The organism is Nonomuraea deserti, from assembly GCF_004348685.1.
Taxonomy (GTDB): Bacteria; Actinomycetota; Actinomycetes; order Streptosporangiales; family Streptosporangiaceae; genus Nonomuraea; species Nonomuraea deserti.
Genome location: NZ_SMKO01000018.1, coordinates 13,000 through 38,525, shown reverse-complemented (window position 1 = coordinate 38,525; position 25,526 = coordinate 13,000). Strand labels below are relative to the sequence as shown.

Genomic DNA, 25,526 nt, shown 5'->3' with positions numbered 1-25,526 from the left:
GGGACGCGATGCACGCCTCAGGAGAGCCGGTGCGGGGCGCGGGCGGCGCTTCGGTCCCCTGGCGCGCCCGGCGAGCTGAGGGCGGTTCAGCGTCCCGGCGAGCGGCGTGCGGTCTTCCCTCGCTCGAACGGGTGGCTGAGGGTCTGGCGAGACGGTCAGCGCCAGCGCCAGGCGTGGTCGACGGGGCCGATGCCGCCGCCCAGGGGGAAACCCCTGGCGATCGCTCCCGTCACGTACTCCTTTGCCTTGCCCACCGCTGACGGCACGTCGTCGCCAACCGCCAGGCGGGAGGCGATGGCCGAGGCGAGCGTGCAGCCCGTGCCGTGGGTGTGGCGGTTGTCGAGGCGTTCCGCGGCGAAGCGGAACTCCTCTGTGCCGTCGGTGAGCAGGTCGACCGGGTCGCCGGGCAGGTGGCCGCCCTTGATCAGCGCCCAGGCGGGCCCCAGCTCCAGTACGGCGTCGGCGGCCCTGCGCAGGCCGTCCTCGTCCTCGACCTTGACCGAGGTGAGCTGCTCCACCTCCCACAGGTTCGGCGTCACCACGGTGGCCACGGGCAGCAGGCGCGTCCTCATCGTCTCGACGGCTTCGGGAGCGAGCAACGAGTTGCCGTGCTTCGACACCCCGACGGGGTCCACGACCAGCGGCGCGTCGTATGGGCCGAGCGCGTCGGCCACCGTCTCCACCAGCACCGGCGAGGCGAGCATGCCGGTCTTCACCGCCTGCGCGCCGATGTCGCCGAGCACCGAGTCGAGCTGCGCGCGCACGGCCTCGGGCGGCAGCTCCCAGTAACCCTGGACGCCCAGCGAGTTCTGGGCGGTCACGGCGGCGATGACGCTCATGCCGTGGACGCCCATGGCCATCATGGTCTTCAGGTCGGCCTGGATGCCCGCGCCGCCCCCTGAGTCGGAGCCGGCGACGGTCAGCACGCGTGGCGGGGTGAGAACCGCAGTGGAAGGGGCGCTTTGCGGGGATCGCTCCGTCATGTCCCCTATCCAACCACTCAGCTGACGACGCACTCCCCGGTGACCATCCCGCAGTTGGCCGCCGGCGCTCCCCTGCCCGTCGCGGTGAACGACACCTCGACCGTCGCCCCTGCGGCCAGCTGCGCCGACACGTCGAGGATCAGCAGGTCGCCGTCCTGCGTCCAGTCGGCGCCCCGTACGTCCACGACCCTGCCCTCGACCGGGACGGAGACCGTGGGGTTCTGCAGCGTCTCCGTCGAGGTGTTGGAGAGGCGCAGGTTGACCGCGTACGTGGTCATCCGCTGTCTGATGGTCTGCTGGACGTTCACCGAGCCGGTGCCGGGCGGCGACCCGAAGGATCCGCTGTCCGTGGGCTCAGGGACGCTGGTGGTGGTCGGGGCGGCGCCGATGTCGGCGTCCACGGAGGAGGGCTGGTCCATCGGCGTGTCCTGAGGCACGCTCTCCTCGTCCGGCTCCTGCGCCGGCTCCTGCGCGGGCTCCTTGGCCGGCTCCTTCGACTTCTTCACCCTGGTCTTGGTGGGCGTCGGCCTGGCCTGCTCCGTGTGGCGCGGGCGCGGATTATACGTGACGGTGGGCGTCGGGGTCTCGGCCGGTCCGGTGTCCTTCACCGGCTCGTCCGAGGGCTCCTCTTCCGGCTCGGTCTCCTCCACGGGAGGCTGGGAGACCTCCGGTCCCGGCCGGTTGGTGGCGCCCTGCACGGCCGCGCACGTGGTGCCGGCGCACTTGTCCGTGCCGCCGGAGGTGCTCATGAACTTGACGCCCGCCACGGTGCCGCCGAGCACGACGGCCACGGCGGCGACGGACAGCAGCGCGACCCGGCCCTTGCCGCCGCTCGGCGAGGCGCCGGGGAGCAGCTCGTCGTCACGGCGGCCCTTGCGGCGGCCGCGACGGTCGCGGGGCTCCTCAGGCTCGCCGGGGCCGGAGTCGGACGACCAGCCGGAGCCCAGGAACCCGGTCTCCGTATTGGCCCAGGCCGGCGCGTGCGCGGCGGTCGGCGCTCCGGCCACCTTGACGTCGCCGGGCTCGGGCGGGCCGCTGCTGTGGACAGGGCCCGGGGGTACGTCGAATCTGGCGGTACGGTCATCGGGCTCGTCGAAGAACCCGGAACGATCCGCGGCACCGTCGAAGAACGCGGTCCGGTCGTCCGGCCCCCCGAACGGCCCGGACCTGTCGTCCGATGCGAACGGATCAGAACGTTCTCCGGGTGCGCCGAACGGACCAGGCTGGTTCGCAGGGCCGCCGAACGGCTGGTGGGCGGGGTCGCCGAACGGCTGGTGGGCCGGGTCGCCGAACTGCCCGTCGTCCGCGGGACGGCTGAAGGCGCTCGCATGGCCCGAACCCGGGGCCCCGGGAGCCGGCATGCCGGCGGGTCCGCCGAACACAGCCGTCTGGTCGGCGGGATCACCCGTAGGGCCTGCGCCGGGTCGGTTGAAGGGTCGGTCGGCGGGCGGGCCCCACTCGGGCGGGCGGGCGAACGCGCCCGTCGTCTCCATCGGCCCGGCCTCCTCGCCCCTCTGAGGCGGCTGGAACGGGCTCCTGGAGTCGCTGGCCGGTGGGAATCCGCTGGCGGCGTCGGCGGGCAGCGCGAAGGCTCCGGTGGTCTCGAACGGCTCGGACTGCGGCGCGCGCGGCGGCGGTGCGTCCGTACGCCGTGGCATGGGAGCCCACTGGCCCGTCACCTCGGGCTGGTCCGGCAGGGAAGGCCAGCCTGGCTGCTGCTCGACCTCCTCGTCAGGACCCCAGAATGCGCTGCCGTTCCCCCGTTCGTCCCCGTCTTCGGATCCACCTGTGCCGTGGCGGCCCATGGCTGCCCTTTCTCCCGGTTACAGTGGCCGCCAATCTTCATAACACCTTCACTACGCCGCTGTCACAACAATCCCGCTAGTCACGCCCCAAATCCGGAAACTTTCACGCAAATCGGGACAAGTAGTCACTCAAAGTGATCCCAGCCGCGACGTCCGATCTCCCGGCCATACACCACGACGCCGGCACCTTCGACCACGCGGCCCACGACCTGCCACGATTCCGGCAGGCGTACCTCTGGAGGGAAAACCGCCGCGAGCGCGTGATCCTCACCCCCCGTGAGCACCCACTCCAGCGGATCGGCACCCACCTCCTTCGCCGCCACCGCGACCGGCTCCGCCACGGCGAACGACTGGGGATCCAGCTCGATCCGCACCCCGCTGGCCTCGGCGACGTGGCCGAGGTCCTGCAGCAGCCCGTCACTGACATCGAGCATCGCGCGGGCGCCCAGCTCGGCCGCCCGCGGCCCCATCGCGTACGGAGGGGACGGCCTGCGATGCCCGGCCACGACCTCCTCCAGGGCCGACGAGCCGGCCGGCAGGCCCTCCTCCAGCAGCGCCCATCCGGCGGCCGCGTACCCGAGCCGGCCCGTCACCGCCACCACGTGCCCCGGCCGGGCTCCCGAGCGGAGCACGGGAGCACGCCCCTCCAGATCGCCCAGCGCGGTCACCCCGATGACGACCTGGTCACACCGGGTGACGTCGCCGCCGGCCACACTGGCGCCGACCACGGCACACTCGTCGCGGAACCCGTCGGTCAGCTCGTCGAGCCAGGTCAGGGGCAGGTCGGCGGGGATGCCGAGCCCCACCACGATCGAGGTGGGGACAGCGCCCATGGCGGCCACGTCGGCGAGGTTCTGGGCCGCGGCCTTGCGCCCCACGTCATAGCCGCCGGACCAGTCGCGGCGGAAGTGCCGGCCCTCCAGCAGCAGGTCGGTCGAGACCACGACACGCCTGTCGGGCGCGGCCACCACGGCGGCGTCGTCACCCGGCCCGAGTATCACCGCCGCACCCTGGGGAAGGCGTCCGGTAATACGATTTACCACACCGAATTCGCCGAGATCTCCGACTGTGATGACGCACCTCCTGACGCACACAGGGTACGGTTACCCATCGGCGTGATCCAATCGCCCAGGAGGACGTAATGGTGCAGGCCTACATCCTTATTCAGACCGAGGTAGGCAAGGCCGCTGCCGTGGCCCACGAGATTTCCGGCATTCCCGGGGTCACTCAGGCGGAAGACGTGACAGGGCCGTACGACGTGATCGTGCGCGCGGAGGCCAACAACGTCGACGAGCTGGGCAAGCTCGTCGTCGCGCAGATTCAGGCGGTGGAGGGGATCACGCGTACCCTGACGTGTCCGATCGTCCACATCTGAGGGTAGTCGTCGCATGCGTGCCGCCGCCGTCCTGCTCGTTCTGCTGACGCTCGCCGGGTGCGGCACGGTGCGGGTCGATCCGCCCACCCCGCAGGGGGAAGCGGTGGCCGCGTGCGACAAGCTGGCCGGGCTGCTGCCCGCGACCCTCGACGGTGACCCGCGCGGCACGTCCACGCCGGAGTCACCATACGTCGGCGTCTGGGGCGAAGGAGCCATCGCGCTGCGCTGCGGGGTGGGCCGCCCGGTCAGGATGGCGCCCACCGACCAGCTCCAGGAGATCGGCGGCGTGGGCTGGTTCGCCGATCCCGAAAGGCCCACGTTGTTCACCGCGGTGACCGGCACCGCGTACGTGGAGGTCACCGTCGGAGGCGAGCACGTGGCCGCCGAGGTGCTCGCGGACCTGTCGAAACCGATCGCCCAGATGTCGGCCCGCTGATCGGGTGATCGTTCAGCGGAGCCCCGCCGACCGGGCCAGCGCGAGCTGGATGAGCCGGTCGACCAGCGCCGGATAGGGCAGGCCCGAGGCCGCCCAGAGCTGCGGCGCCACCGACAACGACGTGAACCCCGGCATGGTGTTGATCTCGTTGAAGACGAGCCCGCCGTCGGGCGTGTAGAAGAAGTCGACCCGCGCGAGCCCCTCGCAGTCGAGCGCCTCGAACGCGCGCACCGCCATCGCCCGAAGCTCCTCGACCGTCTCGGCCGGGATGTCGGCGGGCACGGTGAGCGACATCTGGTCGGGGTAGTACTTCGCCTCGAAGTCGAAGAACTCCTGCCCGCCCTCGACCCTGACCTCGCCCGGGATCGACGCCGCGGCCGGCTCGTCGCCGGGCGACTCCAGCACCGCGCACTCGATCTCGCGGCCGGCGATGGCGGCCTCGATGAGCACCTTCGGGTCGTGCTGCCTGGCGGCCTCCACCGCCGCCTCCAGCTGGGACCGGTCGGACGCCTTGGAGATGCCCTGCGAGGAACCGGCCCTGGCGGGCTTGACGAACACCGGGAAACCGAGCTCCTCGGCCTCCTTGACCACGCGCTCCCGGTCGAGCCGCCAGTCGCGGTCGCGGACGACGACGTAGCGGCCGATGGGCAGCCCCGCGGCGGCCATCACGGTCTTCATGTGAGCCTTGTCCATGCCGACGGCGCTGGCCAGCACACCCGAGCCGACGTAACGCACGCCGGCCATCTCCAGCAGGCCCTGGATCGTGCCGTCCTCCGCGAACGGCCCGTGCATCACCGGGAACACCACGTCGACCGAGCCGAGCTCCACGGGAATGCTGCCCGAGTCGTACGCCACCAGCGAACTGCCGCCCGACGGCAGCGCCAGCGCCGCGCCCGCGCCGTCGACGACCGGCAGCTCGCCCGACTCGATGGCGAACCGCTGGTCGGACGTCGCCAGCACCCACCTGCCGTCCTGGGCGATCCCGATGGGGATCACCTCGTATCTGCTCCTGTCGATCGCATCCAGAACGCTGCCCGCGCCCATCAGGGACACGGCGTGCTCAGAATTGCGACCTCCGAAAACGACGGCGACGCGTGGCTTGCTCATGGTGTCCGAATCTACCGGGGTGTCCCTGTCACAGCGAGCCGAGCACGCCGTATTCAGGCCTTCTCTTATACGCCGTAACGCTCGGGTTTGGGCGAGCGCGACATCAGCAACATGCCCGCCTCCGCCGGCGACATGCCGTCGTGCACCACCCCGACGACGACCTCGGTGATCGGCATCTCCACGTCGTGCTTCCTGGCCAGCTCCAGCACGGACTCGCAGGACTTCACGCCCTCCGCCGTCTGCTTGGTGGCGGCGACGACCTCGTCGAGCGTCATGCCCCTGCCGAGGTTCTCGCCGAACGTGCGGTTACGCGACAGCGGCGACGTGCACGTGGCCACGAGATCGCCCATTCCGGCCAGCCCCGCGAACGTGTGCGCGTCGGCGCCGAGCGCCGCGCCCAGCCGGGAGATCTCGGCCAGCCCTCTGGTGATGAGCATGGCGCTGACGTTGTCGCCCATGCCCATGCCCGCCGAGACGCCGACGGCCAGCGCGATCACGTTCTTCACCGCGCCGCCCAGCTCCACGCCGACGACGTCGGGATTGGTGTACGGGCGGAACCACGGCGGCAGGTGGCAGGCCGACTGGAGACGGGCGGCGACGGACTCGTCGGCACAGGCGACGACGGTGGCGGCGGGCTGGCGCATGGCGATCTCCTTGGCCAGGTTGGGCCCCGAGACGACCGCGACGCGCTCTTCCGGTACCTCTGCGACCTCGCGGATCACCTCGCTCATCCGCTTGGTGGTGCCCAGCTCGATGCCCTTCATCAGGCTGACCAGCACCGCGCGGGGCGGGAGGTGCTCGCGCCACCGGGCCAAGTTGGGCCGCAGCTGCTGCGACGGCACGGCCAGCACCACGAAGTCGGCCCCGTCGAGCGCCCGCGCGGCGTCGGTCGTGGCGCGCAGCGTGGCCGGCAACTCGATGCCCGGCAGGTAGTCGGGGTTGCCGTGATCGCGGTCGATCGCCTCGACCAGCTCCTCCCTGCGCCCCCACAGCGTGACCTTGTTACCGGCCTCCGCCAGGATCATGGCGAACGTCGTGCCCCACGAGCCCGTGCCGAAAACGGCCACCTTCGTCATGCCATCACCGTCCGGCGGGATCGTAGGGGGTTTCCGGCGCCTTCTCGCCGCGCAGCTCCGCCAGCTGCACGGTGATCGCCGCCATGATGTCGGCCGTCGCCTCGCGCAGCACGGCCGCGTGCGGTGGCCGGCCCGCGTATTTCGACAGATCGACCGGCGGCCCCACGCTCACGCGGAACGTCTTGCGCGGGAACAACCTGGGCTTCTTCTCCCCATAGGGGAGCAGCTCATGCGCGCCCCAATGGGCGACCGGGATGACCGGCGCGCCGCTCTGCAACGCCAGCCGGGCCGCGCCCGTCTTGCCCACCATGGGCCACAGGCCGGGGTCGCGGGTGCAGGTGCCCTCCGGGTAGAACATGATCGCGCACCCGTCGGCGAGCCGCTCGGCCGAGATCTGCAGGGACCTGGCCGCCTCGTTGCTGCCGCGGTCGACCGGGATGGCCAGCAACGCCGCCACGGCCCGGCCCAGGAACGGCACCCTGAAGAGCGCGGACTTGGCGAGGATTACCGGCCAGCGCCCGTTGTCGTAGAGGAAGTGCGACAGCAGAACAGGGTCGGCCCAGGAGAGATGGTTGGTCGCGATGATCACGCCGCCGGTGCGGGGTATGCGCTCCCCGCCGCGCCAGTCCTTTTTGACCAGGAGCCGGGAGAGCGGTTTCACCACGACTACTGCCAGGGTCTCCCAGAAACGCGACGGTCGCGTGGGGCGGCTCATGGTCTCCTCCAACACCTGCGGGATGCGCCCCAAGTCTCCCGGTTGGCCGCTCGGGATGTCGAGGCGCGATGCTTAAGCGTATGAGCATCCGGTGGTCACTGGTGATTCCGGTGAAGACGCTGGTCGCGGCGAAGACCCGGCTCGCCGCGGCGACAGGGCCGCACCGCACCAGGCTGGCCGTGGCCGTCGCCTGCGACACCGTGGCGGCGGCGCTTTCGTGCCCGCGGGTGGCGCGGGTGATCGTGGTGACCGCCGACCCGGCCGCCGCGGGCCCCCTCGCCGGGCTCGGGGCCGAGGTGGTGCACGACCCCGATCGCGGGCTGAACACCGCGCTCCGCACCGGAGCCGCCCATGCCGTACGCGTCGCGCCCGGCGACGCGGTGGGCGCGCTCCAGGCCGACCTGCCCGCCCTGCGGCCGGCCGAACTCGGCCTGGCGCTGGAGGCGGCCGCCGAGTTCGACCAGGCGTTCGTGCCCGACGCGCTCGACGTGGGGACGACCTTCTACGGAGTGCTTCCGGGAACGCCGTTCACACCTGGGTTCGGCGGGGAGTCGCGGGCCAGGCACCTGGCCGCCGGGGCCAAAGAGCTGGCCGTGCCGGGGATCGACTCGGTGCGCCGCGACGTCGACACACCCGACGACCTGCGCGCGGCCGTCGCCCTCGGGCTCGGCCGGCACACTGCGGCGGTCGTCAGGGAGTTGTGGCCGGACGCCTGACCCCGGCGCGGTCAGGCGTTGCGGCCGAGCGCGGGTCAGGGCCGTACCGGCGGCGGTCAGGAAGCGGCGGCCGTCTTCATGATGGCGGGCGCGGTGACCACCGCCAGGTGTGACAGGCCCAGCAGGGCGATGCCGGCGGCGAAGACCGCGTACCCGCCGAACCACTCCCCCAGCGCGCCGCCGGCCAGCCCGCCCAGCGGCACGACACCCCACATGAGGAAGCGCATGCTGGCGTTGACCCGGCCGAGCAGGTGTCCCGGAGTGATGCGCTGGCGGTAGCTGAGCTGGGCGATGCCGAAGATCGCGCTGGCCACGCCGAACAACGACGCGGCCACGGGGAAGACCAGCAGCCGCCAGCCGGGGCCGGTCGCCAGCGCGGGCAGGTAGAGCACGGTGGCCAGGGCCGCGGAGCCGTACAGGGTGCGGCCCGTGCCGAGGCGGGCCGTGACGCGGGCCACCAGCGCGGCGCCCGCAAGCGAGCCCACGGCGGCGGCCGACAGCAGCAGGCCGTACTGCGCGGAGCCGACGCCGAGCTCCTTGACCAGGTAGAGGGGCAGGCCGACGAGGCAGACAGAGTTGGCGGTCATGGCCACCGCGCCGCCTACCGCGATCCTGCGCAGCACCGGCTCCACCGCGACGAATCTCAGGCCCTCCGCGACCTCGTGGCGCAGGGACCGTTCGCTGCGCCGCGCCGTCTCCCTCGCCCTTACGCCCGCCAGCAGGAGCGCGGAGACGAGATAGCTCACGGCGTCCGCGAGCAGGGCGATCGGGGCGGTGAGCGCCGCCACCGCCCAGCCGCCGACCCCGGGCCCGGCGAGCAGGGAGACGTTCTTGGTGATCTCCAGTACGCCGTTGCCGCGTTCGAGCCGCTCCTTGGGCACGATGGCGGGCAGCAGGCTCATGTGAGCGACGTCGAAGAACACCGTGCCGGCGCCGACCACCAGCGCGACGGCGTAGAGCTGGGGCAGCGTGAGCACGCCCAGCCAGGCGGCCACGGGGACCGACAGGAGCGCCACGCCGCGTACGACGTCGGCCCAGATGATGATCGGGCGGCGTCGCGACCGGTCCACCCACACGCCGGCGGGCAGCCCGATCAGGAGGAACGCCAGCATCTGGGCGGCCGACAGCAGGCCGAGATCGAAGGCGCCGGCGTCGAGCGTGAGCAGCGCGGTCAGCGGCAGGGCCACCACGCTGATCTGGGTGCCCATCTGGGTGATGCCATTCGCCCAGGCGAACAGCGCGAAGTCGCTGCTGCGTTCCACGATGGGCGATCCTTGCGACCTGGGCGGGCGGTGACAAACGATTATTGGACCGCCCGGCGTGGCCGCCCTACGCTGGTCCTCGTGCAGGCGACGGTGCGTAGTTTCGACGAGGCCACTCGCTCGGGCACGGTGTTCCTCGACGACGGGACCGTGCTGGAGTTCGGCGCGCCCGCCTTCGACGCGGGGCCGCTGCGGCTGCTGCGCACGGGGCAGCGGGTCAATCTCGCGACGTCCGGCGGCGAGATCACTTACATCACGCTCTCCACTTTCCCGGTGCCCGGCGCTTAAATGCGGACGCCCGGGCCGGCCGGCCCGGGCGTGGTCCGCTCAGTTTACTTTTTCTTGCCGATTTTCTTGCCGCCCTCGTTCACCAGCTCTTTGAAATCGGAGCCTGGACGGAACTTCGGTGCCCAGCTCTCCGCGACGTTGATTTCCGCGCCGGTCGACGGATTGCGCGCCGTGCGGGCGGGCTTGTTCACCATCTCGAACGCGCCGAAGCCCGTGATCGAGACCTTGTCGCCGCTGGCCACGGCCTTCTGGATGGCGTCGACGACCGCGTTCACGGCCTCGGTGGCCGTCTTCCTGTCGCCCACCCGATCCGCGATGGCCTCGACGAGTTCACGCTTGTTCATGAAAGTCCTGCTCCCCCAGTTACGGCTCGGGGCTCCAGTTTACGTGTTCGACGGAGAAACCCCTTACGGGCTCGAAAGTAGGCGGGATCGCAGGGGAACTCAATCACCGGGCGCGTTTTCCGCACTTCGTGGCGTGTCGGGAGGCTCGTCAAGGGCGGCCAGAAACACGTCGAGGCGGAGCGCGGCCCTTTTCGGATCGTGCTTCGCAAGGTCACAAATCGACAGATAGCGGCGCGCTATCCGTTCCTTGTCGGCGGCGGGGAGCATGCGGACGCGGCGGTGCGCCTCGCGCAACCGCCGCGCCAGTTCGTCGTCTTCTAGACGGTCGTCGGCAGCCATGGCTGCCGACCATTCTCGTATACCGCCACATCGTCGGCGTGACGCAGGGTCAGTCCGATGTCGTCGAGGCCCTCCATGAGCCGCCAGCGGGTGTAGTCGTCGATCTCGAAAGCGACGACCTCGTCCGCCCAGCGGACCTGGCGTTCCCGCAGGTCGACGGTGATCTCGAGCTTCGGGTTGGCCTCGACGGCCGACTGCAGGTCCGCCGCCTTGTCGCCGGGCAGGACGACCGGCAGCAGGCCCATCTTGGTGGAGTTGTTGCGGAAGATGTCGCCGAACCTGGCGGCGATCACGACGCGGAACCCGTACTGCTGGAGCGCCCAGACAGCGTGTTCGCGCGAGGAGCCGGTGCCGAAGTCGGGGCCGGAGACCAGGATCGAGGCGCCCTCGTAGGTGGCGTCGTTGAGGACGAACTCCGGGTCCTCACGCCAGGCCGCGAACAGGCCGTTCTCGAAGCCGGTGCGGCTGACCTGCTTGAGCCAGACGGCCGGGATGATCTGGTCGGTGTCGACGTTGCTGCGGCGCAGCGGCACCGCCGTACCGGTGTGGGTGATGAAGGCTTCCATCGATTTTCCTTACGGGTCTACAGGTCTGAAGGTCTGCGCAGGAAGTGCGTCGGCGTGACCGCGTCAGAGGTCCGCACGGGAAGTGCGTCGGTGAGGCGGCCTGGCCGCATCGCCGTGACCGCGTCAGAGGTCTGCACGGGAAGTGCGTCGGTGAGGCGGCCTGGCCGCATCGCCGTGACCGCGTCAGAGGTCTGCGGGAGCGGTGAGGCGGCCGGTCACCGCGGTCGCGGCGGCGACCTGCGGCGACACCAGGTGAGTGCGGCCACCCTTGCCCTGGCGGCCCTCGAAGTTGCGGTTGGAGGTCGAGGCGCTGCGCTCGCCCGGCTTGAGCGTGTCGGGGTTCATGCCCAGGCACATCGAGCAGCCGGCCTCGCGCCACTCGGCGCCCGCGGCCTTGAACACCTCGTGCAGGCCCTCCTCCTCGGCCTGCAGCTTGACCTGCATCGAGCCGGGGACGATCAGCGTGCGGGTCCGCACCTGGCGGCCGCGCAGGATCTCGGCGGCCGAGCGCAGGTCCTCGATGCGGCCGTTGGTGCACGAGCCGACGAACACCGTGTCGACCTCGATCTCGCGCAGCGGCGTGCCCGCGTTGAGGCCCATGTAGTCGAGCGCCCGTTCGGCCGCCGAGCGGGCGACCGGGTCGGCGAAGGAGTCGGGGCTCGGCACGGACTCGGCGAGCGGCAGGCCCTGGCCCGGGTTGGTGCCCCACGTGACGTAGGGGGTCAGCGTCGAGGCGTCGATCTCCACGACCTTGTCGAACACGGCGTCGTCGTCGGTGCGCAGCGACTTCCAGTATTCGACGGCCTGGTCCCACGCCTCGCCCTGCGGCGCGTGCGGGCGCCCCTTGAGGTAGGCGAACGTGGTCTCGTCCGGCGCGATCATGCCGGCGCGGGCGCCCGCCTCGATCGACATGTTGCACACCGTCATGCGGCCCTCCATGGAGAGCTCGCGCACCGCCTCGCCGCGGTATTCGACGATGTAGCCCTGGCCCCCACCGGTGCCGATCTTGGCGATGATCGCCAGGATCAGGTCCTTGGCCGTGACGCCGGGAGGCAGCTCGCCCGAGACCTCGATGGCCATCGTCTTCGGCCGGTAGGCGGGCAGCGTCTGGGTGGCCAGCACGTGCTCGACCTCGGAGGTGCCGATGCCGAACGCGATGCCGCCGAACGCGCCGTGGGTCGAGGTGTGGGAGTCGCCACAGACGATCGTCATACCTGGCTGCGTCAGGCCGAACTGCGGCCCGATGATGTGCACCACGCCCTGCCCGGCGTCGCCCATCGGGTGGAGTCTGATGCCGAACTCGGCGGCGTTCTTGCGCAGCGTCTCGACCTGTTTCTTGGACACCGGGTCGGCGATCGGGCCGAGCACGGTCGGCACGTTGTGGTCTTCGGTGGCGATCGTGAGATCGGGACGCCGCACCTTCCGGCCGGCGAGACGGAGCCCGTCGAACGCCTGCGGGCTGGTCACCTCATGGATGAGGTGCAGGTCGATGTAGAGCAGGTCGGGCTCGCCGTCGGCGCGCCTGACGACGTGCTGCTCCCAGACCTTCTCGGCCAGTGTGCGGCCCATGTGATCTCCTCCTGCATAGAGCGATGCGACGCATCGCGGCTCAGTCGCTCGGATCCGGTCTCTTCCCTCGTCGCTGCGGTCGCCCCGTTCCCTGCGCTCCTCAGTCCAGAGACCGGTGCTCCCTCGCGGGAGAACCTTTGTGACTTGCCTTCTCATATGTCGAGACGGCAGTATCGTCCTATGGACAACTCTAGCGGAGTCGGAGTACTCGACAAGGCAGTTCTTGTACTCAATGCCCTCGAAGCGGGACCCGCTTCACTGGCGCAGCTCGTCCAGGCCACCGGTCTGGCCCGTCCCACAGCCCATCGGCTGGCCGTCGCACTTGAGCACCACCGCATCGTGAGCCGCGACACGCAGGGCCGTTTCGTTCTGGGCCCGCGGCTCTCCGAGTTGTCCACAGCGGCCGGCGAGGACCGGCTGCTCGCGGTGGCCTCCCCCGTGCTGATGCAGCTCAGGGACCTGACCGGGGAGAGCGCGCAACTCTATCGCCGCCAGGGCGACGAACGCGTCTGCGTCGCGGCGGCGGAGCGCGCCAGCGGCCTGCGCGACACGGTTCCCGTGGGCTCGGCGCTGCCCATGACGGCGGGCTCGGCGGCGCAGATCCTGCTCGCCTGGGAGGAGCCCGACCGGCTGCACCGCGGGCTGCGCGGCGCCAAGTTCACCGCCGCCACGCTCGCCTCCGTACGCCGCAGGGGCTGGGCCCACAGCGTCGGCGAGCGCGAGCAGGGGGTGGCCAGCGTGTCCGCTCCCATAAGGGGCAGCGGAGGCAAGGTGATCGCGGCCGTGTCGGTCTCCGGGCCCATCGAACGGCTCACGCGAGCCCCCGGGCGGTTGCACGCCGTACCCGTCATGGCGGCGGCCGAACGCATCACCGAGGCGATGCGCCGCACGTCATGATCGGCTGCCATGATCGGCGAAACCAGGTATTTCTGGGGCCGACAGCCTCGCGGGCGCACTAGCCTGAGTGCGTGACAGATCGCATCGAGGTAGCCGCCACTGAGCTGCGACCCCTGCTCGAAGAGTTCATCATGTGGGCGCGTGCGAACGCGCCCGGAAGCGACCCCGAGCTCGTGGGGCCTGCCGCACTCTGGCACCGTCTCGCCTTCTCGCAGGACCTCGGCACGTGGAAGCGTGCCGACCTGCGTAACCTGCTGCTCGACCGCATGCCCAAGGTCGTGGAGGATCCCGACGCCGCCGCCGACGGGATGCTCCCGGCCGTGGACGCGTACCTCACCTTCCTCTCGCAGACCGGCAGGCTCACCGAGGGCTCCGACTCCCTCGCCGATCTGCAGGCCGAGCTCGACGACGTCGAAGACGAGTTCGTCGACCTGATGGAGGAGCTGATCGACGACGCCGAGGGCGAGGAGGACGAGGAGGAGACCGGCGATCTCGGCGACTTCGAGTTGTTCGCCGACGAGCTGGCCGAGCTCGACACGATCAGGCTGCGGCCCGACTCCGAGCTGGCCGCGGCCGCCCGCGAGGCGCCGCTCATCGCCAAGGCCCGTGACCTGGCCGTGTGGGTGGGCTCGGGGCGCCGCGTGGGCGAGGACACCCTGCTCAGCGACGCCGAAGTGGAGGAGGCGCTGGCGGCCGTCGGGCTGCCCAGGCCGGAGACCGAAGGCCCGGTCGCCGAGGCCGTCCCCTACCTGTGGAACATCTGGAACCTGGCCGTCGACCTGGAGTTCCTCGAGCCGGGCGACGCCAACACGGTGGCGGTCCAGGACGACACGTCGGAGTGGCCGTTCGACGACGACGAGGACGTGCTCGACGCCTGGATGCTCGGGCTGCACTCGGTCGACTACGGCGACCCCGAGCTCGACGACGACGACCTCACGATGGCACTGGCGGGCCTGACCCGCGGCGTGCTGGTCAGGCTCCTGCTGGCCGGCGGCTCACGTGACCTCGACGAGCTGAGCCAGGAGCTGGCCGAGGCCGCCGCCGACCTCGACGAGCTCGGATCGGACGCGTGGGAGGCGGCGGGCGACCCGCTGGCGCCCGCGATCGACTGGCTGATCGGCTACGGCATGGTCGAAGTCGACGGCAAGACCCTCAGGCTGACACCGCTCGGCACCGAGGGCGTCGTCCACCTGGTCGACGACGCCGACATCGAGGTCGACGCCAGACCGGCGATCGAGTCCATGAGCGCCCACGAACTGCTGGCGCTCAGCGCCGAGCTGCCCGAGGACGAGGCCGACGCCGAGTTCGCCGCCTGGATGCGGCTGCGCGAGCCAGGAAAGGCCGCCGAGGAGCTGCTGGAGGCGGCGGGCGAGGACGAGAGCGACGCGCTGATCAGGGTGCAGGCGGCCAGCGTGGTCGGCACCCTGGGCGAGGCCGCCATCCCGGCCTGGCGGGAGGCGCTCAAGCAGCCCACGCTGCGCCCCTACGCGGCCACCCACCTCAGCCAGCTGGAGGTCGAGGGGGCGCCCGAGCCGACGCAGGACGACACGCACTGGCTGATCCTCGACATGTGGACCATCTCGGCCGGGCTCGGCCGGTCGGAGTTCGTGAGCAGCCTGCAGGACATCGGCCCCGACATGGTCGGCAACCTGCTGGAGGTGATCTGGAAGATCCCGCACGCGCACGTGGAGGAACTGCTGGATCTGATCTCGCAGGTGCATCCCGACAAGCAGGTGGCCAAGGCCGCCCGGCGCGCGCTCTTCAAGGCCCGCTCCTTGTGATCCGTCCGCCCGCCGAAGGCCCTCACCATCCACGGTGAGGGCCTCCCCACCCGGGCGCGCCCCCACCCGGGCGCGCCTTACGTCAGCAAGCCCTCTACCCGTCCGCGGCAGGCCCTCGGCATCCGCGGCGGGCCCTTCCCGTCCGCGACACCCGTCCAGCGGGCCCTCCCCGTCCGCGGCACGCGTTCTCTCCGTCCGGCGAGCCCTTCCCGTCCGCAGCAGGCCCCGAGCGTCCGCGGTGGGCCTTCACTTCGATGCGGCACACGTGGTTGGGCGATCGCTTCCGGCACAGCACCGCACATCATCTCCCGAAGCGCACCTGGCCGGGCGATCAGGCGGCGCCGCACGTCGCTAGCTCCTCCCAGCCTTTACGCTGACGGCGACCGGCCCCACCCGCCGCACAGAGCCGGCCCCTGTCCAGGGGAACGCTCCTGCGGTTCGCGGGGTCGGGCGCCGTGACGTGCGCGCTGTGGGCCGATCGCGTGAAAACCGGCGACCGGAGGAAAACCCCGGGGGCGAGAACTGGCGGAAAAAGAAAACTCCGGAGCGGAATCGCGCCGGAGCGGTGATGCAGACGTAGTCCCGACCGGATTCGAACCGGCGCTACCGCCTTGAGAGGGCGGCGTCCTGGGCCACTAGACGACGGGACCTTCGCTGACTTGTGACAGTGGTAGTCCCGACCGGATTCGAACCGGCGCTACCGCCTTGAGAGGGCGGCGTCCTGGGCCACTAGACGACGGGACCCTGTCCACAAGCTGATGTGCCGGGCTTCCCCGGCAACGCGGGTAACTCTACCGCACCCCGGAGACCACAACCAAACCACTTAGCGGCCCATCAGATCGGGCCTGTAGTGGCGGACCCAGTCGCCCATCCGGCCGCGCTGCCACTGCGCGTCGAACTCGCCGAGCGGGACCGTCACCTCCGGACGGCCCGTCGCCGGGTCAACGGGGACGCGGGCCAGCCGGTCGCGCATCCAGCCGGGGAGCCGGGGCGGGACCGTGCGCTCGCCCCAGCCGATGAGTCCCACCGAACGCAGCGCCTGGGCGCGCACCCGCACCCCACCCGGCCGGCCGACGCTCCGCGGGTTGGCGAGCTGGGTGTCGACGACGTCGATCCTGGTGATGTCGGGCCAGCGAAGGTGCACGCGGAAGCCGAGCGAGTCGGTCAGTTCGACGCCTTCCGCCGTGAAGCGGACGACGGTGCCCGAGCTCATGCGGCGGTGTTTGGCGGCGAGGACGGCGAACAGCGCGCCTGTGCCGAGCGCGCCGATGGCGATGCCCAGCAGGGTGCTGCCGGTGAAGATGGCGCCGAGCAGCAGGATGACGGCGAAGAAGAGCACGAGGGGCGCGACGAACGGGACGACGAAGCGGGGGAAACTGCCTGCGCGAATCCGAAATTCCTCCATAAGCCGGGCGACTTTACCGCACCGGCTTGGTGCCTTATTGGTCCCTCATCGCCCCCTCAACCGCTGCACCGATATCACCAACGGCTCAGCCCGATCTCCACCATCGCACTACATCAACGCCAAACCGGGCTGATCCCCCATGTGGCACCACACCACCACAAACCGCACGCTGGCCCGTCAACCGCTGCACGCTTCACCACACAGGCCGGCCCTCGCCACCGCACGCTGGTCCGTAACCGTCGCACCGCATCACTACCAATCCGGCTGGCCCGCACCACACCACACCACCCACCGAACCGCGCGCTGATCCGTCAACCGTCGCACCACGTCACTACCAACCCCGGGCTGGTCACCACCCACCGGAGCACACCGCCACCAACCCCGGGCTGGTCACCACCCACCGGACCACCCGCCGCCAACCCGACTGATCACCACCCACCGGACCACATCACCACTGACACCAGCTGATTCCCACCCACCGAAGCACACACCACAGAACCGCGCGCTGGCCCGTCGGGCGTCGCCTGCATCACCACCGGCCCTGGCCGGTCACCCGCCGGTACGCCGCATCGCGATCACAACGGCGGATCCGTCAGCCGTTGAGCAGGCCGCGGCGGTAGGCCTCGGCGACGGCGGAGGCGCGGTCGCGGACGTCGAGCTTGGCGTAGACGTGCAGCAGGTGTGTCTTGACGCTGGCCTCGCTGATGAACAGGTCGGCCGCCGCCTCCTTGTTCGTGGCTCCCCCGGCCACCAGGCGCAGCACCTCGAGTTCGCGCTTGCTCAGCCTGCCCCGGGTGGGCCTGCGCAGGTCGCTGGCCAGACGCCCGGCCACGGAGGGCGCGAGCACGGTCTCGCCCTCGTGGGTGGCGCGGACGGCTCGGGCCAGTTCGTCGGGCGAGGCGTCCTTCAGCAGGTAGCCGCTGGCTCCGGCTTCAAGGGCGGGCAGGACGTCGGTGTCGAACGTGGTGAGCACCAGCACCCGCGGCCCGGTGCCGGCGAGCTCGCGGATGGCGCTGACGCCGTCCATGCCGGGCATGCGCAGGTCCATGAGGACGACGTCCGGCCGGAGCTCGGCGGCCAGGCGCACGGCCTGTTCCCCGTCGGCCGCCTCTCCGACGACCTCCATGTCGGGCTCGCCGCCGAGGGCCGCGCGCAGGCCGTCGCGCACGATCGGATGGTCGTCGGCTATGAGCAGCCTCAGCCGCATCGCGTTCCCCTCGTGAGGTGGTCGTCCGCCGTCAACGTGGATCATCCTGCCCCGCCGGCGCCGTCAACGTGGATCATCGTGCCCCGCCGGCGGGATGGCGGGCACGGACACGGCGACGGCCGTGCCCCGGCCAGGCTCGGACTCGATCGCCAGCGTGCCGCCCACGCCGCGCACCCGCTGACGCATGCCGTCGAGTCCGAACCCGTCAGCGGGCGTCTGCGGGTCGAAGCCGGCTCCATCGTCCCTGATGTCGAGAAGCACGGATTCGTCGGTGTACGAGAGCGTGAGGGCCGTTCTGGTGGCGTTTGCGTGCTTGGCGACGTTGGCCAGCGCCTCCTGGGCGACGCGGAACAGCGCCGCCTCCACGTCGGCGGCCAGCGCGACCGGGGTGCCGGTGATCTCCAGGGCGAGGCCGACGCCCGACGACTCGGACCAGGATCGGGCCATGCGGTCGACGGCTTCGGGCAGCCGGGAGTCCTCCAGCGCCTGGGGGCGAAGCGCGCGTACGGACCTGCGGGCCTCGGACAGGCTGCGGCGGGCCAGCTCGGCGGCCTGGTCGAGGTGGCGGCGGGCCGGGCCGTCGGAGACGCGGGCGGCGGCGTGGAGCTGGCCGATCAGCGCGACGAGGTCCTGGGCGACCGTGTCGTGGATCTCGCCGGCCATGCGGTGCCGCTCGTCCAGCACGCCGGCGCTCCTGGCCTGGTCGAGCAGGCGGGCGTTCAGGTCGGCGTTCTCCTCCATGGCGGCGCGCAGCCGCTCGACCAGGCGGCGGCGTTTGTCGTGCTCGGCGGAGACGTACCAGCCCGCCAGGGCCAGCGGCAGCGCCATGGCGGCGATCACGCCGAGCAGGGAGGCACGGGCGCCCGGGCTCGCCTGGGCGGCCAGGCTGACCACGGCGGTCACCGTCACGCCCAGCATGACCAGCCGGGCGGGCAGCATCCCGATGGCGAGCGGGTAGCCGACCGAGGCGAAGACCGTGAAGGCGGCGTGCTCGGCGGCCAGCGCCCCGGCGAGGGCGATGAGCATCAGGAAGTAGCCCACGACGAGCGCGCGGTGCGTGTCGCGGCGCGAATGGAGCCAGGCGATCGGCGCCAGCCACACCGCGGTCACCGGCACGAGCACGGGCCAGCCCGGCCACCGCGCCGAGGCGGGGCCGTCGCCGCCCATGACAGCGGCGGCGATCGCGGAGACCGCGAGCAGTGCGTAGGCGAGCGCCAGATAGACCCAGCGCTCACGCCCGTCGAGCCGGCTCATGGGTCAAGCCTGGCACGACATCAACCGATCGGTGGATGCCGGGCATCGGCCGCACGTCGAGCCCGGCGGGCGATGTGCGGGCCCGGCGCGCTCAGGGAGCATCGCCTCATGAGCAATCCGAGCAGACGAAAGATGATCCAGTACGCCGCGGTCGCGGGTGCGAGCGCCGCCACCGCAACGGCCGGCGCCACGGTCGCGCCCAAGCATAAGGAGGTGACCACGTTCGTCTTCGTGACCGGCGCGAACGGCACGGCCGCGGCCGATGCCGAGCTGACGATGCGCGGCCACCGTTCCGTGGGCGTGAACCTGCCCGGCCACGGCCCCGCCGAGCAGTTCACCCGCGCCTACCAGACGCCGCAGGACCTGAACAAGCTGGCCACGATGCCGTCGCCGGTGGCGGGCGTGACGCTGGACGACTACGTCGAGGCGACGGTGAACACCGTGCGCAGGGTCTCCCGGCACGGGCCGGTGATCCTGGTCGGCGGCAGCCTGGGCGGCGCGGCGATCACGAAGGCCGCCGACGAGGTGCCCGACCTGATCGACCGGCTCGTCTACGACACGGCCTACTGCTGCACCGACCTGAAGTCGCCGGCCGAGTATCTGGAGACGCCCGAGGGCAAGCCGAGCCTGTCGGGCAACATCGTGCCGGGCGTGATCGCCGACCCCCGGGTGATCAAGGCGATCCGCGTCAACTGGCGCTCGAACGACAAGAAGTTCCTGGACGGCGTCAAGGCGGCGTTCATGGCCGAGGCGAGCGACGGCGAGTTTCTCGCGATGCTGAACTCGTTGCTGCCCGACGAGTCCTTGCAGGTGCCGAACGCCGACAGCCGGGGGCACAAGGACAAGTGGGGGCGGGTGCCCCGTGTCTACATCAGGCACTCGCGTGACCGGGTGATCCCGATCGCCCTGCAGGACCGGATGATCCGGGAGGCGGACGCCGCGACGCCGAAGAACAGGTTCAAGGTCTTCACGGTGAACACCTCGCACGCGCCGACCGCCAAGGCGTATCAGCAGATCAGCGAAATTCTGCACCGGCTGGCGAAATAAAAAGGACGCCTCACCGGGAGGCGTCCGTCAAATGCTGGGGTACCAGGACTCGAACCTAGACTAACTGAACCAGAATCAGTCGTGCTGCCAATTACACCATACCCCACCGCGGCGAACCCTCTCAGGCCCGCTTCGGCGATGTCCGAAAGAATAGCCCAGCCAGAGGGGTAAGACCAAAACGAACGGCCAACCCGCCCTCCGCCGCCTGCGGCACCGGCCCGGTCATGCCAAGCTGAAGGGGACAAAACACCACGTGGAGGAGCCCGAGCGTTGGCCGAGAATCCGTTCTTCGCCCCTAGTGATCTGCCCTACCAGCTGCCGCCGTTCGCGGACATCCGCGAGGAGCACTACGTGCCCGCCTTCGAGCGCGGCATGGCCGAGCAGCTGGCCGAGGTCGGCGCGATCGCAGACAACCCAGAGCCGCCGACCTTCGACAACACGATCGCCGCACTCGAACGGTCGGGGCGGATCCTCGATCGTACGGCCACGAGCTTCTCCAGCATTGCCTCCTCCAACTCCACCGACGGCATCATGGAGATCGAGAAGCAGATCTCCCCCCAGCTGACCAGGCACAGCGACGCGATCCGGCTCAACCGGGCGTTGTGGGCGCGCATGAAGCAGGTGGCCACGGACGACCCGGAGGAGTCCTGGCTGCTGGAGAAATACCGCGACGACTTCATCAGGGCCGGCGCCGACCTGTCGGAGACCGAGCAGGACCGGCTGCGCGAGCTCAACGAGGAGCTGTCGAAGCTCTCCACGGAGTTCGCGCAGAGCCTGCTGAAGGCGTCGACCGAGTCGGCGCTGGTGGTGACGGACCGCAAGGAGCTCGACGGCCTCGACGAGGCCAGGATCGAGTCGCTGCGCAAGGACGACGGCACGTACGCCCTGCCGCTGCTGAACTACACCAGCCAGCCGGGCCTCGCCCAGCTCACCAACCGTGACGTACGCCGCAGGCTGTACGACCTGAGCGTGGGCCGGGCGCCGGCCAACTTCGACCTGGCCGCCAAAATGGCGGCGCTGCGCGCCGAGCGGGCGGCGCTGCTCGGCTTCCCCGACCACGCCTCCTACACGGTGGCCGACCAGACCGCCAAGACCGTCGAGGCGGTCGAGGAGATGCTCGGCCAGCTCGTCGGCCCGGCCGTGCGCAACGCGTACAAGGAGGCGGAGGCGCTGGCCGAGCAGGCCGGGTTCGCGATCGAGCCGTGGGACTGGTCGTACTACTCGGAGAAGGTCCGACAGGCCCGCTACGACTTCGACGGCGCCGCGATGCGGCCCTACTTCGAGCTCAGCCGGGTCTATCGCGACGGCATCTTCTTCGCCGCCGGCAAGCTGTACGGGATTACCTTCACCGAGCGGCCCGACCTGAGCGGCTACCACCCCGACGTGACCGTCTTCGAGGTGTTCGACGAGGACGGGAGCGGGCTGGGGCTGTTCGTGCTCGACCCGTACGCCAGGGCGGGCAAGCGCGGCGGCGCGTGGATGAACAACCTGGTCGACCAGTCGTTCCTGTTCGGGCAGCTGCCCGTGGTGATGAACAACCTCAACGTCACCAAGCCCTCCTCGGGACCGACGCTGCTGACGTACGAGGAGGTCAACACGGCCTTCCACGAGTTCGGCCACGCGCTGCACGGGCTGTTCTCCCACGTGCGCTACCCGCGCGTGTCCGGCACCAGCGTGCCCCGCGACTTCGTGGAATATCCGTCGCAGGTCAACGAGATGTGGGTGACCTGGCCCGAGGTCCTCGCCAACTACGCCAAGCATCACGAGACGGGCGAGCCCATGCCGGCGGAGCTGGTGCAGAAGCTGACGGCGGCGGAGAAGTTCAACCAGGGCTTCAAGACCGTCGAATATCTGGCCGCCACGCTGCTCGACTGGGCCTGGCACAGGCTGTCGCAGGGACAGACGGTCGACGACCCCGAGGCGTTCGAGGCCGCCGCCCTGGAGGCCGCTCAGGTCGCCATGCCGCTGATCAGGCCGCGTTACCGTACGAACTACTTCGCGCACATCTTCACCGGCGGCTACAGCGCCGGCTACTACTCCTACATCTGGAGCGAGGTGCTCGACGCGGAGAGCGTGGAGTGGTTCAAGGACAACGGCGGGCTCACCAGGGCGAACGGCGACCACTTCCGCCGTGAGCTGCTCTCCAGGGGCGGGAGCATCGACCCGCTGACCGCGTTCCGCAACTTCCGCGGCCGCGAGCCGAGCATCCAGCCGCTGCTCGCCCGCCGCGGGCTCGTCTAGCCGCGGCGCGCAGTGGGCCTGACCGTCCCGGCGGCCCGCTGCGCGCCCCTAGGCGCCCCACGTTCCGGCTCCGTGAGGCGGCCGGCTCCGTGAGCGCGCCCTGGGCCGCGCGGCGGTGTCGGGGGCTGTCGCCGCTGCTTCAGCTCCTCGATCCGCTCGGGCGCACGGGGCAGCCGGCTGCTCGCCGCCTCACCGGCGAGCTTCGCCGTACAGCTGCCCCTCGCCTCAGCGCGTGGCCCGGCGTCACCAAGGTGCGGCCGCCGTCAGCCCCGCAGGCGCGCCAGCGCGGCGCGCAGGCGCTCCTGGCTGCGCGCGCGGCCGAGCACCTCGATCGACTCGAACAGCGGCAGGCCCACCGTCCGGCCCGTGATCGCCACGCGCACAGGGGCCTGGGCCTTGCCCAGCTTGAGCCCCTGGGCCGCGCCCACCTCCTCCAGCGCCTGCTTCAGCGACTCAGGGTCCCAGCTCACCGACTCAAGGCGGTCGAGGTAGCCGGTGAGGATCTCCAGCGGGGAGTTCTTCATCGCTTTGTCCCAGGACGCCTGGTCGAAGACCGGCTCTCCGAGGAAGAGGAAGTCGACGTTCTGCCGGATCTCCGACAGCACCGCGATGCGGGTCTGCGCCAGCGCGGCGACCTTGCTGAACAGCTCGCGGTCCCACGACGGGTCGAGGAAGGGCTCGCAGCGCTCCTCGAAGATCTCCAGCGGCAGCGCCCGGATGTATTCGCCGTTGAACGCCCGCAGCTTCTTCTCGTCGAAGAACGCGTTGGACGGGTTGACGTCCTCCAGTTTGAACAGCTGCACCATCTCCGACCACGGCATGATCTCGCGGTCGTCTCCCGGGCCCCAGCCGAGCAGCATGAGGTAGTTGACCATGGCCTCGGCGAGGTAGCCCTCCTGGCGGTAGTCCTCCAGGGCCACCTTGTCGCGGCGCTTGGAGAGCTTCTTCCGCTGCTCGTTGACGATGACCGGCAGGTGCGCCCAGACCGGCGGCGTCGCGCCGAGCGCGGGCCACAGCAGCTCCTGCCGGGCCGCGTTGGGCAGGTGCTCCTCGCCGCGGGCGACGTGGGTGATGGACTGCGTGATGTCGTCGACGGCGTTGGCCAGCACGTAGAGAGGCGAACCGTCGCTGCGCGCGATCACGAAGTCTTCCTGGGCCTTGTTGGGGAACTCGACCCTGCCCCTGACGAGGTCGTCGACCACCGTGACGCCCTCGTCGGGGGTGCGGAAGCGGACCGCGCCGGCGGAGAGCCCGCGCTCGCGGCAGTGGCCGTCATAGCCCTTGTCTTTCGAGCCGGTGCGCTCCTGCACCTGCTCGCGGGTGCAGTCGCAGTAGTAGGCCTTGCCGTCGGCCAGCAGCTTGGCCACCGCCTCGCGGTGCTGCGGCTCGTTGGCCGACTGGAAGTAGGGGCCCTCGAACACCGGGTTGGTGCCGTTGATGCCGATCCAGTCGAGCGCCGCGATGATGCCCTCGGTCCACTCGGGCCGGTTGCGGGAGGCGTCGGTGTCCTCGATGCGCAGGATGAACCGCCCCTGGGCGCGTTCGGCGACCGCCCAGTTGAACAGCGCGGCGCGGGCGCTGCCCACATGGAACATGCCGGTAGGGGAAGGGGCGAACCGCACCCGTACGTCAGTCACGGGAGACCACCTTGTTCGTGAGTGTGCCGATGCCTTCGATGCCGACGCTGACCTCGTCGCCGATCTCGAGCGGGCCGACGCCGGCCGGGGTGCCGGTCAGGATGACGTCGCCGGGGATGAGTGTCATGACCGCGCTGACGTAGGCCACCAGCGCGGGGATGTCGTGGATGAGCTGGCTGGTGCGCCCGCTCTGCCGGATCTCGCCGTTGACCGTGGTCGTCAGCGCGAGATCGGCCGCGTCGAGGTCGGTCTGGATCCACGGCCCGAGCGGGCAGAACGTGTCGAAGCCCTTGGCCCTGGTGAACTGCACGTCCTTCTTCTGCAGGTCACGGGCGGTGACGTCGTTGGCGCACGTGTAGCCGAAGATGACGTCCTTGACCCGCTCGACCGGCACCTCGCGGCAGAGCCGGCCGATCACCACGGCCAGCTCGCCTTCGTAGTCGACGCGGTCGGACAGCGTCGTCGGGTAGGCGATGTCCTCGCCGTGGCCGATCACGGAGGTGGACGGCTTCATGAAGATGAGCGGCTCATCGGGCACCTGGTTGCCCAGCTCAGCCGCGTGCTCGGCGTAGTTTCTGCCGATGGCGACCACCTTGCTCGGCAGCATCGGGGACAGCAGCTTCACCTGGGACAGCGGGAACCTCTCGCCGGTGAACTGCACCTGGCCGAACGGGTGGCCGGCGACCATGGAGACGAACTCCTCGCCCGGACCGCCTTCGACCACGCCGAACGACACGCCTTCGCCTGTGGAGAACCTCGCAATACGCACCCGACAAGGCTATCGCCGCAGCCGATGGAGTCCGCCCATCTCGGCCGTCCGCCACCAGGCACAGGCCACGATTCGCCGTTAAATAAGCCAAAAGTCCGTTTTGGCAGGCATCGGTCGTGTGCTGTGGGTTAGCTGCCCCTAATAGCGACACATCGGGGGCGACAGATGGACACGATGTCAAACACAGGAACGGGTGCCGTACCACGGGCGCGGACTCATGAGGGCGGCTCGGCCACCTCATTGGTCACCGACAAGGGCACCACGAGCATCGACGACGGGGTGGTCGCCAAGATCGCCGGACTCGCGGCGCGCGAGGTCTCCGGCGTGCACGCCATGGGCGCGGGCGCGGCGCGGGCGTTCGGCAGCATGAAGGGGATCGTCGGCGGTGACGCCAGCGTGTCCCAGGGCGTGTCGGTCGAGGTCGGCGAACGGCAGGCCGCGGTGGACCTGGACCTGGTCGCCGAGTACGGCACCGCGATCCCGGACCTGGCCGCAGCCGTGCGGCGCAACGTGATCGCGGCGATCGAGCGGATGTGCGGGCTGGAGGTGACCGAGGTCAACATCCGCGTCGACGACGTCCACCTGCCCGGCCAGGAGCGGGGCAGGGACCGGGACACCGGCGACCAGCGGGACGCGGAGCAGGAACCCAGGGTCCAATGACCACTCCGGAGGACGGCCCCGCGCGCGGCCCCGACGACGGCCCGAGA

Annotated in this window: 25 protein-coding genes and 3 tRNA genes; 9 read left to right on the top strand and 19 right to left on the bottom strand. The window is 70.7% G+C overall.

All coding sequences use genetic code 11. The annotated features are described in order from the left end of the window. Positions 1-155 precede the first annotated feature (155 nt). The 3 genes from thiD to E1292_RS10415 all read right to left on the bottom strand — a co-directional run bounded on the left by thiD (position 156) and on the right by E1292_RS10415 (position 3,861). Positions 156-983 (bottom strand): bifunctional hydroxymethylpyrimidine kinase/phosphomethylpyrimidine kinase, encoded by an 828-nt coding sequence (thiD, locus tag E1292_RS10425; RefSeq protein WP_132594471.1) that lies wholly within the window; start codon positions 981-983, stop codon positions 156-158. A 17-nt stretch (positions 984-1,000) separates the two neighbouring features. Continuing rightward, a complete protein-coding gene (locus tag E1292_RS10420) occupies positions 1,001-2,641 on the bottom strand; it encodes a hypothetical protein (protein ID WP_132594469.1) in 1,641 nt (546 codons plus the stop codon). A 272-nt stretch (positions 2,642-2,913) separates the two neighbouring features. Beyond that, positions 2,914-3,861, bottom strand: coding sequence for a thiamine-phosphate kinase (locus tag E1292_RS10415; RefSeq protein WP_132594537.1), 948 nt, complete (start codon positions 3,859-3,861; stop codon positions 2,914-2,916). Positions 3,862-3,929: 68 nt separating this feature from the next. On the opposite strand from E1292_RS10415, the gene E1292_RS10410 reads away from it, so the two are divergent. Continuing rightward, on the top strand, positions 3,930-4,163 hold the full coding sequence (locus E1292_RS10410; RefSeq protein ID WP_132503568.1) for an Lrp/AsnC family transcriptional regulator: 234 nt from the start codon (positions 3,930-3,932) through the stop codon (positions 4,161-4,163). 13 nt (positions 4,164-4,176) lie between these two features. Then, positions 4,177-4,599 (top strand): DUF3515 family protein, encoded by a 423-nt coding sequence (locus E1292_RS10405; RefSeq protein ID WP_132594467.1) that lies wholly within the window; start codon positions 4,177-4,179, stop codon positions 4,597-4,599. Between the two features lie 12 nt (positions 4,600-4,611). Here E1292_RS10405 and E1292_RS10400 read toward each other — a convergent pair whose 3' ends face one another. The 3 genes from E1292_RS10400 to E1292_RS10390 all read right to left on the bottom strand — a co-directional run bounded on the left by E1292_RS10400 (position 4,612) and on the right by E1292_RS10390 (position 7,497). Next, positions 4,612-5,706 (bottom strand): D-alanine--D-alanine ligase family protein, encoded by a 1,095-nt coding sequence (locus tag E1292_RS10400; protein ID WP_132594465.1) that lies wholly within the window; start codon positions 5,704-5,706, stop codon positions 4,612-4,614. Between the two features lie 65 nt (positions 5,707-5,771). Further along, positions 5,772-6,782, bottom strand: a complete 1,011-nt coding sequence (locus E1292_RS10395; protein WP_132594463.1) for an NAD(P)H-dependent glycerol-3-phosphate dehydrogenase — start codon at positions 6,780-6,782, stop codon at positions 5,772-5,774. A 4-nt stretch (positions 6,783-6,786) separates the two neighbouring features. Then, the gene (locus tag E1292_RS10390; protein WP_132594461.1) at positions 6,787-7,497 is read right to left on the bottom strand and encodes a lysophospholipid acyltransferase family protein; all 711 of its coding nucleotides are present in this window, start codon (positions 7,495-7,497) and stop codon (positions 6,787-6,789) included. A gap of 80 nt (positions 7,498-7,577) precedes the next feature. On the opposite strand from E1292_RS10390, the gene cofC reads away from it, so the two are divergent. Next, positions 7,578-8,213 carry a 2-phospho-L-lactate guanylyltransferase gene (gene cofC / locus E1292_RS10385; protein ID WP_132594459.1) on the top strand — a complete coding sequence of 212 codons (636 nt, stop codon included), beginning with the start codon at positions 7,578-7,580 and terminating at the stop codon, positions 8,211-8,213. Positions 8,214-8,269: 56 nt separating this feature from the next. Here cofC and E1292_RS10380 read toward each other — a convergent pair whose 3' ends face one another. Further along, entirely contained in the window at positions 8,270-9,475 is a 1,206-nt protein-coding gene (locus E1292_RS10380; protein ID WP_132594457.1) for an MFS transporter, read from the bottom strand. Between the two features lie 81 nt (positions 9,476-9,556). On the opposite strand from E1292_RS10380, the gene E1292_RS10375 reads away from it, so the two are divergent. Continuing rightward, complete coding sequence (locus E1292_RS10375) at positions 9,557-9,763, top strand: hypothetical protein (protein ID WP_132594455.1); 207 nt, start codon at positions 9,557-9,559, stop codon at positions 9,761-9,763. A 44-nt stretch (positions 9,764-9,807) separates the two neighbouring features. On the opposite strand, the gene E1292_RS10370 is transcribed toward E1292_RS10375, so the two are convergent. The 4 genes from E1292_RS10370 to leuC all read right to left on the bottom strand — a co-directional run bounded on the left by E1292_RS10370 (position 9,808) and on the right by leuC (position 12,581). After that, complete coding sequence (locus tag E1292_RS10370) at positions 9,808-10,107, bottom strand: HU family DNA-binding protein (protein WP_132334500.1); 300 nt, start codon at positions 10,105-10,107, stop codon at positions 9,808-9,810. A gap of 99 nt (positions 10,108-10,206) precedes the next feature. After that, a complete protein-coding gene (locus E1292_RS10365; protein WP_132594453.1) occupies positions 10,207-10,446 on the bottom strand; it encodes an SCO5555 family protein in 240 nt (79 codons plus the stop codon). Further along, positions 10,425-11,012, bottom strand: coding sequence for a 3-isopropylmalate dehydratase small subunit (gene leuD / locus E1292_RS10360; RefSeq protein ID WP_132594451.1), 588 nt, complete (start codon positions 11,010-11,012; stop codon positions 10,425-10,427). The genes E1292_RS10365 and leuD overlap by 22 nt, the downstream gene beginning before the upstream one ends. 183 nt (positions 11,013-11,195) lie before the next feature. Continuing rightward, positions 11,196-12,581, bottom strand: coding sequence for a 3-isopropylmalate dehydratase large subunit (leuC, locus tag E1292_RS10355; protein WP_132594449.1), 1,386 nt, complete (start codon positions 12,579-12,581; stop codon positions 11,196-11,198). Positions 12,582-12,761: 180 nt separating this feature from the next. Here leuC and E1292_RS10350 point away from each other — a divergent pair, with 180 nt between their 5' ends. Both E1292_RS10350 and E1292_RS10345 read left to right on the top strand, forming a co-directional pair. Next, positions 12,762-13,478: an IclR family transcriptional regulator gene (locus E1292_RS10350; protein ID WP_020543978.1), complete on the top strand. Its 717-nt coding sequence runs from the start codon at positions 12,762-12,764 to the stop codon at positions 13,476-13,478. A gap of 71 nt (positions 13,479-13,549) precedes the next feature. Next, positions 13,550-15,259 carry a hypothetical protein gene (locus tag E1292_RS10345; protein WP_132594447.1) on the top strand — a complete coding sequence of 570 codons (1,710 nt, stop codon included), beginning with the start codon at positions 13,550-13,552 and terminating at the stop codon, positions 15,257-15,259. Positions 15,260-15,836: 577 nt separating this feature from the next. Here the strand turns inward: E1292_RS10345 and E1292_RS10340 are convergent. The 5 genes from E1292_RS10340 to E1292_RS10320 form a co-directional block, all read right to left on the bottom strand. After that, positions 15,837-15,909 (bottom strand) — tRNA-Glu (locus E1292_RS10340). Between the two features lie 18 nt (positions 15,910-15,927). After that, positions 15,928-16,003 (bottom strand) — tRNA-Glu (locus E1292_RS10335). A 79-nt stretch (positions 16,004-16,082) separates the two neighbouring features. Next, positions 16,083-16,664, bottom strand: coding sequence for a hypothetical protein (locus tag E1292_RS10330; RefSeq protein ID WP_132594445.1), 582 nt, complete (start codon positions 16,662-16,664; stop codon positions 16,083-16,085). A 592-nt stretch (positions 16,665-17,256) separates the two neighbouring features. Beyond that, on the bottom strand, positions 17,257-17,871 hold the full coding sequence (locus E1292_RS10325) for a response regulator (RefSeq protein ID WP_132594443.1): 615 nt from the start codon (positions 17,869-17,871) through the stop codon (positions 17,257-17,259). A gap of 63 nt (positions 17,872-17,934) precedes the next feature. Then, the gene (locus E1292_RS10320; RefSeq protein ID WP_132594441.1) at positions 17,935-19,125 is read right to left on the bottom strand and encodes a sensor histidine kinase; all 1,191 of its coding nucleotides are present in this window, start codon (positions 19,123-19,125) and stop codon (positions 17,935-17,937) included. 108 nt (positions 19,126-19,233) lie between these two features. Between E1292_RS10320 and E1292_RS10315 the strand changes: the two genes are divergently transcribed. Continuing rightward, positions 19,234-20,172, top strand: a complete 939-nt coding sequence (locus E1292_RS10315) for an alpha/beta hydrolase (protein WP_220446755.1) — start codon at positions 19,234-19,236, stop codon at positions 20,170-20,172. A gap of 34 nt (positions 20,173-20,206) precedes the next feature. Here the strand turns inward: E1292_RS10315 and E1292_RS10310 are convergent. Beyond that, positions 20,207-20,278 (bottom strand) — tRNA-Gln (locus E1292_RS10310). Positions 20,279-20,442: 164 nt separating this feature from the next. On the opposite strand from E1292_RS10310, the gene E1292_RS10305 reads away from it, so the two are divergent. After that, on the top strand, positions 20,443-22,413 hold the full coding sequence (locus tag E1292_RS10305; protein ID WP_132594439.1) for a M3 family metallopeptidase: 1,971 nt from the start codon (positions 20,443-20,445) through the stop codon (positions 22,411-22,413). A gap of 263 nt (positions 22,414-22,676) precedes the next feature. On the opposite strand, the gene gltX is transcribed toward E1292_RS10305, so the two are convergent. Both gltX and E1292_RS10295 read right to left on the bottom strand, forming a co-directional pair. Further along, positions 22,677-24,050, bottom strand: a complete 1,374-nt coding sequence (gene gltX / locus E1292_RS10300) for a glutamate--tRNA ligase (protein WP_132594437.1) — start codon at positions 24,048-24,050, stop codon at positions 22,677-22,679. Next, positions 24,043-24,819, bottom strand: a complete 777-nt coding sequence (locus E1292_RS10295; protein WP_132594435.1) for a fumarylacetoacetate hydrolase family protein — start codon at positions 24,817-24,819, stop codon at positions 24,043-24,045. The genes gltX and E1292_RS10295 overlap by 8 nt, the downstream gene beginning before the upstream one ends. 174 nt (positions 24,820-24,993) lie before the next feature. Here E1292_RS10295 and E1292_RS10290 point away from each other — a divergent pair, with 174 nt between their 5' ends. Further along, positions 24,994-25,479 (top strand): Asp23/Gls24 family envelope stress response protein, encoded by a 486-nt coding sequence (locus tag E1292_RS10290; RefSeq protein ID WP_132594433.1) that lies wholly within the window; start codon positions 24,994-24,996, stop codon positions 25,477-25,479. Positions 25,480-25,526: the final 47 nt, after the last annotated feature.